At 57.0% G+C, this 14,001-nt stretch carries 9 protein-coding genes; 7 read left to right on the top strand and 2 right to left on the bottom strand.

Translation table 11 applies throughout. From position 1 onward, the window contains the following. Positions 1–49 precede the first annotated feature (49 nt). Positions 50–1,132, bottom strand: coding sequence for a LacI family DNA-binding transcriptional regulator (locus M2407_RS12170; RefSeq protein ID WP_020828142.1), 1,083 nt, complete (start codon positions 1,130–1,132; stop codon positions 50–52). A 365-nt stretch (positions 1,133–1,497) separates the two neighbouring features. Here M2407_RS12170 and M2407_RS12165 point away from each other — a divergent pair, with 365 nt between their 5' ends. Further along, positions 1,498–2,805 (top strand): MFS transporter, encoded by a 1,308-nt coding sequence (locus M2407_RS12165; RefSeq protein WP_020828141.1) that lies wholly within the window; start codon positions 1,498–1,500, stop codon positions 2,803–2,805. 11 nt (positions 2,806–2,816) lie between these two features. Next, on the top strand, positions 2,817–5,183 hold the full coding sequence (locus tag M2407_RS12160) for a glycoside hydrolase family 31 protein (RefSeq protein ID WP_259218264.1): 2,367 nt from the start codon (positions 2,817–2,819) through the stop codon (positions 5,181–5,183). Between the two features lie 131 nt (positions 5,184–5,314). Here the strand turns inward: M2407_RS12160 and xseA are convergent, their stop codons facing one another. Next, positions 5,315–6,691, bottom strand: coding sequence for an exodeoxyribonuclease VII large subunit (gene xseA / locus M2407_RS12155; RefSeq protein ID WP_259218263.1), 1,377 nt, complete (start codon positions 6,689–6,691; stop codon positions 5,315–5,317). Positions 6,692–6,861: 170 nt separating this feature from the next. Between xseA and guaB the strand changes: the two genes are divergently transcribed. From guaB to M2407_RS12130, 5 genes are all read left to right on the top strand, one after another. After that, a complete protein-coding gene (gene guaB, locus M2407_RS12150; protein WP_020828138.1) occupies positions 6,862–8,325 on the top strand; it encodes an IMP dehydrogenase in 1,464 nt (487 codons plus the stop codon). Positions 8,326–8,501: 176 nt separating this feature from the next. Continuing rightward, entirely contained in the window at positions 8,502–10,079 is a 1,578-nt protein-coding gene (gene guaA, locus M2407_RS12145) for a glutamine-hydrolyzing GMP synthase (protein WP_020828137.1), read from the top strand. Positions 10,080–10,478: 399 nt separating this feature from the next. After that, positions 10,479–11,825 (top strand): MFS transporter, encoded by a 1,347-nt coding sequence (locus tag M2407_RS12140; protein WP_259218259.1) that lies wholly within the window; start codon positions 10,479–10,481, stop codon positions 11,823–11,825. A 41-nt stretch (positions 11,826–11,866) separates the two neighbouring features. Continuing rightward, positions 11,867–13,003: an NAD(P)/FAD-dependent oxidoreductase gene (locus M2407_RS12135; RefSeq protein ID WP_259218257.1), complete on the top strand. Its 1,137-nt coding sequence runs from the start codon at positions 11,867–11,869 to the stop codon at positions 13,001–13,003. A gap of 94 nt (positions 13,004–13,097) precedes the next feature. Next, on the top strand, positions 13,098–13,988 hold the full coding sequence (locus M2407_RS12130; protein ID WP_259218256.1) for an alpha/beta hydrolase: 891 nt from the start codon (positions 13,098–13,100) through the stop codon (positions 13,986–13,988). The last annotated feature ends 13 nt before the right edge of the window (positions 13,989–14,001 follow it).

Raw genomic sequence — 14,001 nt, 5'->3', positions numbered from 1 at the left:
ATCTTTCAAGCTATCGGGTATTTATAAATATTCTGCCACTAAGTGTAGTTCAGACATCGTAAAGGCGGTGGTCATGGGTGCTGACCGCCGGGCTGGTTTTATGGGGACTGATGCGTTTGACCGAGGCGCGTACCGCCAGTTTGCCGTGCAGCAGCAGGTTACAAGGCGGTGCATCGGCGCGCAGCATGCGGCGTTGCAGCAGTTGGATCGCCTCATAACCCAGCTCGTCGCGCGGTACCTGCACCGAGGTGAGCGGCACGTCGTGAATTTCCGCCAGATTGAAGCCGTCGGTGCTCATCACCGAGATATCGCCCGGCACGCTCAGCTGCAGTTTATTCAGTGCTTTGACCGCGCCGACCGCCATGTAGTCGCCACCGGCAAGAATGGCCGTTGGCAGCTGCGAGCGGTGGCTCACCCGGTTGATAAAGGTGGTAAGCGCCTGTTCGGCCTCTTCGCTGCCGAAGCCGGAAGTAGTCACCAGATGGCGGCCGTCGTCAAAGGCGATATTGTGCCGCGCATAGGCTTGTTTAATACCCGCCAGCCGCAGTTCCATGGTGTGGCGGCGCAGGCATTGCAGATTCAAAATATGGCTGTGCCCTTGTTGCATCAGATAGTTGGCGGAGAACTCGCCAATCAGTTGGTGATCGGGTGACACGCTGTCGAGCCGCATCTGGCGGTCGGTGCAGTTAATCAGTACGCAGGGTTTATTCAGGTCGGCGGCCAACTGGTGAATGTGTTCGTCGTCGATGCCGATAATCAGCGCCGCCTGAGTTTGCGGATCGCTCATTTTTTCCAGAAACAACGCGCCGTCGCTGTGCAGTTCTTCCAGCCCACAATAGCGGATCCGAACTTCATGCTCAGCTAATGCGGCGGAGATCCCCTGGATCACCTTGTAGTAGAAGATATCGGTGCGCACATCAAAAGCGCGCTGGGGGGCGAAGACCATCACGTTATTGAGCATCAGCCTGCCGCTGGAAATGCCCTGCAGAATGCCGTTCTGTTGAGCGCAGGCCAACACCTTTTGTCGAGCTTCGACGCTGGTATTGGACTTACCGGCTAATACACGTGAAACGGTGCTGATCGACAGCCCGGTTTGCCGGGCAATTTCCTGTATTTTCAGCTTTCCGTTCATTCTGTGATCTCCTTCAAATTCGGTAATGAAAATATTTTCACGGTGTTTTTTCAGCGTACTGTCAGGCTTCTGTCGCCATTATGGCGAGCTTTTATTCTATGCATGAGAATTTTTGCAAAAAACCTCGTTTCGCTCACGCTTCCGGCTGGTTAGTCTGAATTGGTATGTCAACTTTATAGATTTATCAGTCCAATTAATGGACTGAATTATAAATAAAACGAAAATAAATCATGTGGTTGTGATCGTGATGCGTTGGTCTTTGTCAGACATACCGCAGTTTTCCACGGCCCATACCTTCGATACCAAAACGTACCCTACCAAAAGGCGCGCTGTTGCACCGGGCAGCCGTCGTGGAGAGAAGACAGATGAGTGTTGAAATTAATCAAAGGGTCGCCGATACCGGCCGGCGCAAGTTCAAATCGCTGCGCTGGTGGATGTTGGCGCTGTTTTTACTGGGCGTAACGGTCAACTACATCACCCGTAATTCGTTGGGCATTCTGGCACCTGAACTGAAAACCAGCCTCAACATGACCACCGAGCAGTACTCCTGGGTGGTGGCGTCGTTCCAACTGGCCTATACGGTATTTCAGCCGATCTGCGGCTGGCTGATCGACGTGATTGGCCTGAAGATGGGCTTTCTGATCTGCGCCAGTATCTGGGCGGTTGTTTGCATGCTGCATGCCGGCGCGGGCAGTTGGGTTCAACTGGCTATCCTGCGGTTCTTTATGGGCGGGGCGGAAGCGGCGGCCACGCCGGCCAACGCCAAGGCGATTTCCGACTGGTTCCCTAAAAAGGAGCGGCCGATCGCCGCCGGTTGGGCGGGCGTCGGTTTCTCTATTGGCGCCATGCTGGCTCCGCCAATTATCGTGATTGCCCACGTTTCCTTTGGCTGGCAGGGCGCTTTTTTGTTCTCCGGCGCGCTGGCGTTGATCTGGGTAGTGTTGTGGTGGTTGTTCTATCACTCGCCGCAGCAGCACCCCAATCTGAGCCAGCAGGAACTGGATCTGATCCGCGAAGACAATGAACCGGAACTGCCCAGATTGCCGTTTCTCAAGTCGCTGGCGATTTTGTGCCGCAACAAAAAGTTCTATGGCATCGCCATTCCGGCCTTTCTCGCCGAACCGGCCTGGGCGGTGTTCAGTTTCTGGGTACCGCTGTACCTGGCCACCGAGCGCGGCATGGACTTAAAGCACATCGCCATGTTTGCCTGGCTGCCGTTTTTGGCGGCGGACATCGGCAGCGTCGCCAGCGGCTATCTCACCACCCTGTACCGCAAATGGTTCGGCTGCAGCCGCGTCAACTCGGTGGTTGCCAGCTCGGTGACGGGCGCCTTTATGATGGTTTCGCTGGCGTTTGTGGCGATCACCAAAGATCCCTACGTGGCGATCGCCCTGATCTCGATCGGTGGCTTCGGGCACCAGGTGATCTCCTGCATGCTCAGCGCGCTGGTGGTGGAGTCGTTCGATAAAAACCAAATGGCGACCGTCAACGGCATGCGCGGCTCCAGCGCCTGGATCGCCAGCTTCCTGTTTACGTTGCTGATCGGTGCGGTCTCCGACACCGTCGGTTTTAACCCCTTATTCATCGCCATGGGCTTCTTCGACCTGATCGGTGCCCTGTTCCTGATTGCTTTGATCGCCGAACGCGGCGGTAAAAAAACACTCAATAGTTAAGTTGGATGCCTATGAAAACCTTAAAAAACTGGACGCTGGCAGGACAGTATGCCGATCGTATTGAACTGTTGGTCGATGAACGCCATCTGTTTTGCCTGTACGTGTTGGAAAACCACCTGTGTCGCGTGTTGATCAAGCGCAGCGGAGAGCTGGCGCTGGACCGCACCTGGAGCATTGCGCCACAGACCGACGTGCCCTGGGAAGGGCGCGACCGGCTGAGCGTCGCCGGTTTCAGCCTGCCGGGTTACCACTTGCAGCAGCATGAGGATCGGTTGGTGCTGACCACCTCTACGCTGCGCGTGACCGTGCATCAGCCGCTGTGGCTGGAATGGGAACACTGTAACGCCGCCGGTGAATGGCGTCCGCTGGCAGCCGATCGGCCCACCAGCGCCTATTTGCTTAACCCGCACGGTGACGGCGTGGCCCATTATCAACGTCGCCATGCCGCCGAGCGCTATTATGGACTAGGCGAGAAGGCCGGTGATCTGGAACGCAGCGGCCGCCGTTTTGAAATGCGCAATCTGGATGCCATGGGTTACAACGCCGCCAGCACTGACCCGTTGTACAAGCACATTCCTTTCACCATCACCCGTGGAGAAGAGGCCAGCTTTGGGCTGTTTTACGACAACCTGAGCAGTTGCTGGCTGGATTTGGGTAACGAGATCGACAATTACCACCTGGCCTATCGCCGCTATCAGGCCGAGGCGGGGGATTTGGATTATTACCTGTTCCTCGGGCCAAAGGTGCTGGATGTCACCAAGGCGTTTGTGCGCCTGACCGGCAAGACACACTTCGGGCCAAAATGGAGCCTGGGCTACAGCGGATCCACCATGCATTACACCGACGCGCCGGATGCTCAACAGCAGCTACGGCAGTTTATTGAGCTTTGTCACCAACATGACATTCCCTGTGACTCCTTCCAGCTGTCCTCGGGTTATACCTCGATCGGCAACAAGCGTTACGTGTTCAACTGGAACTACGACAAGGTGCCGCAACCCAAGCAGCTGAGTCAGGCTTTCCACGATGCCGGATTGAAATTGGCGGCCAACATCAAGCCGTGCTTGTTGCAGGATCATCCGCAGTATCAACAGGCGGCGCAGTTAGGGCTGTTTATCCGCGATTCAGAAAGCGATAGGCCGGAGCGCTCCAGCTTTTGGGACGACGAAGGCTCACATCTGGACTTCACCAACCCGGCGGCAGTGCACTGGTGGCAGCAGGGCGTGACTCAGCAACTGCTGGAGATGGGCATCGATTCCACCTGGAATGACAATAACGAATATGAAGTGTGGGACGGCGAGGCGCGTTGCCACGGTTTTGGTCAGCCGATCGCCATCAAACATATTCGTCCGGTGATGCCGTTGCTGATGATGCGCGCCTCGATGGAGGCGCAGCAGCGCTTTGCCCCTGAGCTGCGGCCGTACCTGATTTCACGCTCCGGCTGTGCCGGTATGCAACGTTATGTGCAGACCTGGAGCGGCGATAACCGTACCAGTTGGCAAACCCTGCGTTACAACATTCGCATGGGGCTGGGCATGAGCCTGTCCGGTTTGTACAACCTCGGGCATGACGTGGGTGGTTTCTCCGGCGACAGGCCGGACGCCGAACTGCTGGTGCGTTGGGTGCAAAATGGCGTGATGCATCCGCGTTTCACCATCCACTCCTGGAACGACGACGCCACGGTTAACGAACCCTGGATGTACCCTGCGGTGACGCCGGCAGTGCGCGAGGCGATTGCTTTGCGTTATCGGCTGATGCCGTATTTCTACACCTTGCTGTGGCAGGCCTGCGTCGACGACGAACCGATGCTGCGCCCGACCTTCCTCGACCACGAGCATGATGAGCGCACGTTGAACGAAACCGATGATTTTATGATGGGGCGCAATCTGCTGGTGGCCAGCGTGGTGGAGCCGGGGCAGCGTCAGCGGCCGGTGTATCTGCCGGATAACGGCGACGGCTGGTACTGCTTCTACAGCGGCCAATGGTTCAGCGGCGGCCAGGAGGTGCTGCTGGAAGCACCGCTGGAGCGCTTGCCGCTGCTGGTACGTGCCGGTGCCGCGATACCTTTGTCGTCGCGATTGGCGCATGTTGACGTGACGGCGGACGATCGGCGCGAGCTGAAGCTGTATCCGCTCAAAGGCTGTGGCAGCGCTTCTGGGCTGTTATTCGAAGATGACGGGGAAAGTTATGGCTGGCAGCAGGGCGATGCGCTGTGGCTGCGCTGGGAGATGCTCAGCGACACTCAACGCATCATGCTGAACATCACTGCCGAAGGCCGGTTCAAACCGGCGTGGCAGACTTTGGCCTGCAGTTTGCCAACTGGAGAGACGCGAGAACTGTGGATTAACGGCGTGCCGCGCAGCCGTTTTACGCTGGAGTAGTAAAAGTTATACCCTAAATAATTGGAGTGGCATCAAGGCGGCAAGAACGCTCATCCCGACGAGCTTACTCAGGTAAGTGATTCGGGTGAGCGGGTGAAGCCAACACAGATGCGGCTTCAAGTATGACGGGATTATTCGGCCGCGCGTTTTTTGCGCGGCTTCTTGGCCACGGTGATGGTTTTCACCTCGCTTTCCACCCAGCCATCCTGCAGGCGGGTTTTCAGCAGTTCGCCAACCTGAGCCTGCTTAGTGGTTTTCAGCAGTTCGCCGCGCGGGGTTTGCGTCACGCTGTAGCCGCGGGCCAGCGTCGCCAGCGGGCTGACGGCCTCGAGTTGGCTGCAGGCGACGCCGAAGCGCTGGCGCAGGCCGTTAAGCTGGCGATCCCACGCCTGCTGCAAACGGTATTCCTGTTGCTGCACGCGTTGTTGGTAGCGGTGAATACGCGCCTGCGGTTGCATCTGCGCCAGCCGTTGCTGAACCCGCTCGCTGCGACGCGAAGACAGACGCAGTTGGTTTTGCATGCCGTCTTCCAACCGACGTTGCAGTTTGAACAACAGCGTTTGTTGGCGCGCCAGACGCAGGTGCGGGTGCTGCTGCTGCAAACGGTGGTTGATGCGGGTGAACTGCTGCTGGCGCTGCGCCAGGTAGTAGTCCATCGCCATTTCCATCCGCTGTTGCTGTGATTGCAACTGACGCAGCAGTTCCAACTGATTGCGACTGACCAGTTCGGCAGCGGCAGAAGGGGTTGGCGCACGCAGATCGGCGACAAAGTCGGCAATGGTGACGTCGGTTTCGTGGCCGACGGCGCTGACAATCGGAATGCGGCTGGCGAAAATCGCCCGCGCAACGCGTTCGTCGTTAAAGCTCCACAGGTCTTCCAGTGAACCCCCGCCACGGCCGACGATCAGCACGTCGCACTCGTCACGGCGGTTGGCCGTTTCGATGGCACGTACAATCTGCAGGGGGGCTTCCGCGCCCTGCACCGAAGTAGGGTAGATAACGATGGGCAACGAAGGATCGCGCCGTTGCAGCACCTGCAGCACATCGTGCAGCGCCGCGCCGCTGGCGGAGGTAATCACCCCGACGCGTTTGGCCGGGCTGGGCAGCGGCTGTTTGAACTGTTGGTCGAAAAGGCCTTCGGCGCTCAGTCGCTGTTTTAACTGATCGAACTGCTGTTGCAACAGGCCGTCGCCGGCGGGCTGCATGCTTTCGGCGATCAGCTGATAGTCGCCGCGCGGCTCATACAGCGTGATGCTGGCACGCACCAGCACCTGTTGGCCATTTTGCGGGCGGAAGGTAGTACGACGGTTAGTGTTGCGGAACATCGCGCAACGCACCTGCGCGCGGTCGTCTTTCAGCGTGAAATACCAATGACCGGAAGACGGCTGGGAGAAGTTGGAGATCTCGGCGGAGAGCCAAATCTGGCCCATTTCCATTTCCAGCAGCTGTCGAACCGTCTGATTCAGGCGGCTTACGGTAAAAATGGAAGGCGAAACAGGTATCGACATGTGACCCAGATCAAATTTCAAAACAAGCACTTAATTGGTCGATACTACATGGCTGAAAAAGGTAATCAAGAGTTTTTGTGAGAAAGTGCTGGAGGCAACCGATTACGCTCTGTATAATGCCGCGGCAATATTTTATCTTTTTCACAGCCCACTCTGGTGAGATATTGCCCATGCTACGTATCGCGAAAGAAGCACTAACGTTTGACGACGTTCTCCTGGTTCCAGCTCACTCTACGGTTCTGCCTAATACCGCTGAGCTCGGCACCCAACTGACCAAAAATATCCGCCTGAATATCCCTATGCTGTCCGCAGCCATGGATACCGTTACCGAATCCGGCCTGGCCATCGCGCTGGCGCAGGAAGGCGGTCTGGGCTTCATTCACAAAAACATGTCTATCGAGCGTCAGGCAGAAGAAGTCCGCCGCGTGAAAAAACATGAAAGCGGCGTGGTAACCGATCCACAAGCCGTAACCCCTGCCACTACCCTGAAAGAAGTGAAAGAGCTGACCGCACGTAACGGCTTCGCCGGTTACCCTGTCGTCACCGAAGAGAACGAACTGGTCGGTATCATTACCGGCCGCGACGTCCGCTTCGTCACCGATCTGAACCAGCCTGTTACCGCCGTGATGACGCCGAAAGAGCGTCTGGTTACGGTGAAAGAAGGCGAAGCGCGTGAAGTCGTGCTGCAGAAAATGCACGAAAAACGCGTTGAGAAAGCGCTGGTAGTGGACGACAGCTTCCACCTGCTGGGCATGATCACCGTAAAAGACTTCCAGAAAGCGGAACGCAAGCCAAACGCCTGTAAAGACGAGCATGGCCGTCTGCGCGTTGGCGCAGCGGTGGGTGCAGGTGCAGGTAACGAAGAGCGCGTTGATGCGCTGGTCGCCGCCGGCGTTGACGTGCTGCTGATCGACTCCTCGCATGGCCATTCCGAAGGCGTATTGCAGCGTATTCGCGAAACGCGCGCCAAATACCCGGATCTGCAGATCGTGGGCGGCAACGTGGCTACCGCAGCCGGTGCCAAAGCGCTGGCTGACGCTGGCGTCAGCGCGGTCAAAGTAGGTATCGGCCCTGGCTCCATCTGTACTACTCGTATCGTAACCGGCGTAGGCGTACCGCAGATCACGGCCATCGCCGATGCGGTTGAAGCGCTGGAAGGGACAGGTATCCCGGTCATCGCCGACGGCGGCATTCGCTTCTCCGGTGACATCGCCAAAGCTATCGCGGCCGGCGCATCCTGCGTAATGGTCGGCTCCATGCTGGCGGGTACCGAAGAATCACCGGGCGAAATCGAGCTGTATCAGGGCCGTTCGTTCAAATCCTACCGTGGTATGGGTTCACTGGGCGCGATGTCCAAAGGCTCTTCCGACCGTTACTTCCAGACCGATAACGCCGCCGACAAACTGGTGCCGGAAGGTATCGAAGGCCGCGTGGCTTACAAAGGCATGCTGAAAGCGATCGTACACCAGCAAATGGGCGGCCTGCGTTCTTGCATGGGCCTGACCGGCTGCGCCACCATCGACGACCTGCGTACCAAGGCTGAATTTGTTCGCATCAGCGGCGCCGGTATTCAGGAAAGCCACGTGCATGACGTGACCATCACCAAAGAGTCACCGAACTACCGCATGGGTTAATTTCAGGGGCTGCGGCCGGCGCATTTGTTCGCCGTCCGCTGCTCGCATTGCTCATTGACTTTATGTCAACTGCGCATGCTGTGCTGCGGGCGACCACCAACTGTTTGGCCTCGCCGACTGAAACTGTCCTAACGTTTTAGATTTTCCTTTTTCTCTGTTGCTGGAATTCGCCTCACATGACAAAAAATATCCATAAGCATCGCATTCTGATTCTGGACTTTGGTTCGCAATACACCCAACTGGTCGCCCGCCGCGTGCGCGAAATCGGCGTTTACTGCGAGCTGTGGGCCTGGGACGTTAGCGAAGAGCAAATCCGCGAATTCAATCCGAGCGGCATCATCCTGTCCGGCGGCCCGGAAAGCACCACCGAAACCAACAGCCCGCGTGCGCCAGAATACGTGTTCACCGCCGGTGTACCTGTGCTGGGCGTATGCTACGGCATGCAGACCATGGCAATGCAGCTGGGCGGCCATGTGCAAGGTTCCAACGAGCGTGAATTCGGTTACGCGCAGGTGGAAATTACCACCGACAGCGCACTGGTTCGCGGCATCGAAGACGCGCTGAGCCCAACCGGTAAACCGCTGCTCGACGTGTGGATGAGCCACGGCGACAAAGTGACCGCTATCCCGTCCGACTTCGTGACCGTTGCCAGCACCGATACCTGCCCGTTTGCCATTATGGCCAACGAAGAAAAACGCTTCTACGGCGTGCAGTTCCACCCGGAAGTGACCCACACCCGTCAGGGCCAGCGCATGCTGGAGCGTTTCGTGCTGGATATCTGCCAGTGTGAAGCCCTGTGGACCCCGGCGACCATCATCGAAGATGCGGTAGAGCGCATTCGTGAGCAGGTGGGCGAAGATCACGTGATCCTCGGCCTGTCCGGCGGCGTCGACTCTTCCGTGACCGCAATGCTGCTGCATCGCGCCATCGGTAAACGCCTGACCTGCGTGTTCGTCGATAACGGCCTGCTGCGTCTGAATGAAGCAGACCAGGTGCTGGAAATGTTTGGCGACCACTTCGGCCTGAACATCGTTCACGTGGCGGCGGAAGATCGCTTCCTGAGCGCGTTAGCCGGCGTTGACGAACCGGAAGCCAAGCGCAAGATCATCGGCCGCGTGTTCGTTGAACTGTTCGACGAAGAAGCCTGCAAGCAGACTGAAGTGAAATGGCTGGCGCAGGGCACCATCTACCCGGACGTGATCGAATCCGCCGCTTCCGCCACCGGCAAAGCGCACGTGATCAAATCGCACCACAACGTGGGTGGCCTGCCGAAAGAGATGAAGCTGGGCCTGGTCGAGCCGCTGAAAGAGCTGTTCAAAGACGAAGTGCGCAAAATCGGTCTGGAACTGGGCCTGCCGTACGACATGCTTTACCGTCACCCGTTCCCGGGCCCAGGTTTGGGCGTGCGCGTACTGGGCGAAGTGAAGAAAGAGTACTGCGATCTGCTGCGCCGTGCCGATGCGATCTTCATCGAAGAGCTGCACAAAGCCGATCTCTACAACAAAGTCAGCCAGGCATTCACCGTGTTCCTGCCGGTGCGTTCGGTTGGCGTGATGGGCGATGGCCGTAAATACGACTGGGTTGTTTCACTGCGCGCAGTGGAAACCATCGACTTTATGACCGCACATTGGGCGCACCTGCCGTACGATTTCCTCGGCCGCGTCTCCAACCGCATCATCAACGAAGTCAACGGCATTTCCCGTGTGGTTTATGACATCAGCGGTAAGCCACCGGCTACCATTGAGTGGGAATGATGAACCGCTAATCACTGACTATCAGTGATGATTTAAAAACCCCCGTTGCGGCTATGCTGTGCGGGGGTTTTCTTTTTTCCGACGCCCACGAAATATTCCCTTTGCGCGCCTCCTTGTATTCATTTTGGTTATACCAAAGATCCCTTTTTTGATTATTCCCTGATATCAGCACAGCCCTATACTCGATCAAACCCTGCTCTCTGGAAAACCTGCCCCTGCAGCGCTACCCAGTAAAACACCAGGTTATGCATAAGCTCCGGAACTGGCAGAAGGTAAATCATTACTAATCAGTATGTTGATGCCATTTTATTCACCGGTTAATCCCGGGTCTTCCTGCCGGTGGTGGCGTGCTTTTCATGATGCAAGGTAATACAAAAACAAGAAAAGAGGATTTTTGCCATGAACAAACAATCCGTCACCGACATTGTCGATCAAAGCCCGATCGGTGGTTTACAGATAATGACGCTGCTCTTCTGTTTTATTGTATTGATGATTAATGGTCTGGATGCCAGCGCGATGGGTTATATCGCCCCTGAATTGGCTCAAGAATGGGGGATTGATCGCGCCGAGTTGGGCCCGGCTTTCGCTGCAGGTCTGTTCGGCATGTTACTCGGCAGTTTCATTTGTGGCCCCGCGGCGGACCGTTATGGGCGCAAAACGGTGTTGCTGATCTGCTCGGTTATCGTCGCTTTAGGCACCCTGGGTTATGCCTTTTCCTCATCGATTACCGTGCTTGTGGCACTGCGGTTACTGACTGGCATGGGACTAGGCGGCGTATTGCCCGGTTGCATTACTCTGGTGTCAGAGTATTCGCCCATTCGCTGGCGCATGTTGCTGGTCACCTTGAGCTTTTCCGGTTTTACCTTGGGTATGGCGCTCGGCGGCTGGGTGGCCGACTTACTGCTGCCGGTGCTGGGCTGGAGAGGCCTGCTCTTTGTGGGCAGTATCGCTCCTTTGGTGATGCTGCCTGCACTGTATTTCATGCTCCCTGAGTCGATCTGTTTCCTGGCCAACAGGCCGCAACAGAGGGCTAAATTACTGCGGATCGTCGAGCGGATTGGCGGCCATAGGAATTGGCAGGACGTAATCTTTACCGACGGTATGGACAGAAAGCCCGGCGAAAAAAACCTGCAGCTGTCTCCCGTGGCAGCGCTATTTTCTGAAGGGCGAACCGAGCGTACGCTGCTACTCTGGCTGACCTTTTTCTGCTGCTTATTCTCGTTCTACCTGTTGAGCAATTGGCTACCCACGGTATTGCGCAGCAGCGGCTTTGACGCTCGGATGGCCTTACATGTTGCCGCAATGCTGCCGCTGGGGGGTATGATTGGTGGCATCATCACCGCACTTCTCATCGATCGTATCGGTATCGCCAAAATACTCCCTCCTTTAGCCTTATTGGCCTCGGTCGCGCTGCTGGTTACCGGCAGCCAGCTCGGCAGTTCTACCCGTTTATTGGTTTGCGTTTTTTTCGTGGGTTTTACCCTCACGGGAGCATTGAACAACATCAGTATTTTGAGCGCTGGCCTTTATCCCACCACGGCACGTGCGACCGGAGTGTCATGGGGGATCGGCGTGGGTCATGTGGGTTCCATCACGGGGGCTTATCTTGGCTCTTGGCTATATACCGTGGTTGGTGATTTGCAGAATTTTTTCTACTGGATGGCGATTCCCGCATTAATTGCCGCTTTGGCGTTGTTCTGCATGACCAGGAGAAAGGATCTGTTTGCGGTACAGGCGGGTTCTTAACGACGGGTACGATCAAAAACAAACGGGGCTGAGGAGAGGGTATGAAGCAACTGCATGCAGAAATTGCTGGGGCAGGTATCGCCGGGCTTACGGCGGCGGCGGCGCTGGCTCAGCGTGGCTGGAGCGTGAGAGTGCATGAGCGTTCGGCAAACCTGCGCACCTTTGGTGCGGGCATCTATATCTGGAGTAATGGGCTGCGTGTGCTCGAGGCGATTGGAGCCTATGACGAAGCTATGGTGGGGGCACACGAAGGGGCCGTATTCCAGACCCGGGATCACGGCAACGCAACGATGGAGGATATTCCGATCAACAGCAGCGGTGCCCCACGTCTGGTTACCATCCTGCGCGAGCGGCTGCTGCTGTCTTTGCTCAATGCGGCTCGCCGCGCCGGTGCTGAAATTGTCAGCGATTCCGAGGCGGTGGGGGCGACACCGGATGGAAAGCTGCTGATGGCGGACAAGCGAATGCTGTCAGCCGATTTGGTGATCGGCGCTGACGGTATCAACTCGCGGGTGAGAGAATCTCTGGACCTGCTGATGTACCGCAAGCCGCTGCACTATGGCGCGGTCAGAATGATGTTGAAGCGTGATGACGATGACGTACCGCCTGCAGATCGTTCGAACTACATTGAGTACTTTTCAGGCACGAGGCGGATCCTTTATACGCCCGCCAGCGCGACCGATCTTTATGTTGCACTGTGCTGCGCTGAGGACGATGTGGGTGCCTATCAGCTTCCGATTGCCCCGGAACTTTGGCGCAAATCCTTCCCACACCTTTCCGGCCTGATCGCACGTTTTGGCGAGGCCGGCCGCTGGGATGCGTTTGAGGTGCTGAAACTCAAGGCCTGGAGCAAAGGGCAGGTGGCGATCCTCGGCGATGCAGCCCATGCGATGCCGCCTTACCTCGGCCAAGGGGGCGGTTGCGCACTGATGAATGCTCTTGGATTGGCGGTCAGTCTGGAAAATAACCGGGATATTCCGGCGGCGCTGGCAGCCTGGGAAGCGCAGGAAAGGCCGTTGACCGAACATACCCAAGACACGGCGGAACGCATGGGGCATATGAACCTGTGGCCAGACGACGTTCGTTCGGCCGTTTTGCGTATCACCGGACGCTGCGAGCAGATCGGCGCAGAGCGTATGAAAACGGCGTTAAGCCTGCCGACGGGCACTTTGGCCTGATCATTGCTCCGGCCCGAGAAACGGGGCCGGGAGTAACCACTTTTTTAGTCCGCAGCCGCTGGGATAAGGCGGTGTTCATCAGGGAGGTTGAAAAATGACGCTTTTGGCAGACGAAGTGTTTATGGATCCGGCACGCCTCAATGAGGATTACGATGCACGCGCTACGGTAGGTGTTGACGGCTTCGCCAAAGAAATGGCGTGTTATCGCTCGCAGTCTGAAAAGATGAAACAGGCTTATGGCCTCCATTTTGATATCACCTATTGTCAGAAAAGTGGCCAGGCTCTGGATATTTATGGGCCAATGGTGAATGGAAACGGGCCGCTGCTGCCCGTTTTTCTTTTTATTCACGGGGGATACTGGCGAGCGCTGTCGAAAGCAGATTCCGCGATGATGGCGGGCACATTGGCGGTAAATGGCATTGCCACGGTGGTTATAGATTATCCACTCGCGCCGGCAGCCGGCATCGGTGACATCGTCCATGCCGTACGCAGTGCCGTGGCGTTCATTTGGCGGCGGGGACATGAGTTTGGGCTGGATCCGCAACGGATCTCGCTGGGTGGCAGCTCTGCTGGTGGCCATTTGCTTGCAACACTATTAGCACCAGGCTGGCATGTAGCTTTTGGCGTGCCGACCGATGTGGTGAAGTTTGCTTTTCCCATCAGCGGGCTTTTTGAACTCGCACCTTTGATGAAGACGCCCGTGCAGGCATGGCTGGCACTCTCCGACACCAGCGTGGCCGATTACAGCCCGATGCGTCACATCCCTGCGCCGGGGTGCCCCATCACCGTTGCCTGGGCTGAAGGCGATCCGCCCGGCTTCAAGCGACAGTCCGAAGCCTTTGCCTCTTTGTATAAAGCGGCCGGTGCGGAAACGAATATGCTCGAGGTGCCCCATTGCAACCATTTCGATGTGCTGATGGAGTGGGCTGACCCGACTTCTCTGCTTTCCAGGACGCTGATCTCGGGAATATTCCGCAACCTCTGATCGCCTCCCACTC

The organism is Serratia sp. BIGb0234, from assembly GCF_024809915.1.
GTDB classification, from domain to species: domain Bacteria; phylum Pseudomonadota; class Gammaproteobacteria; order Enterobacterales; family Enterobacteriaceae; genus Serratia; species Serratia liquefaciens.
Note: the sequence above shows the minus strand (reverse complement) of the source record. Positions and strands in the feature narration are given on the sequence as shown.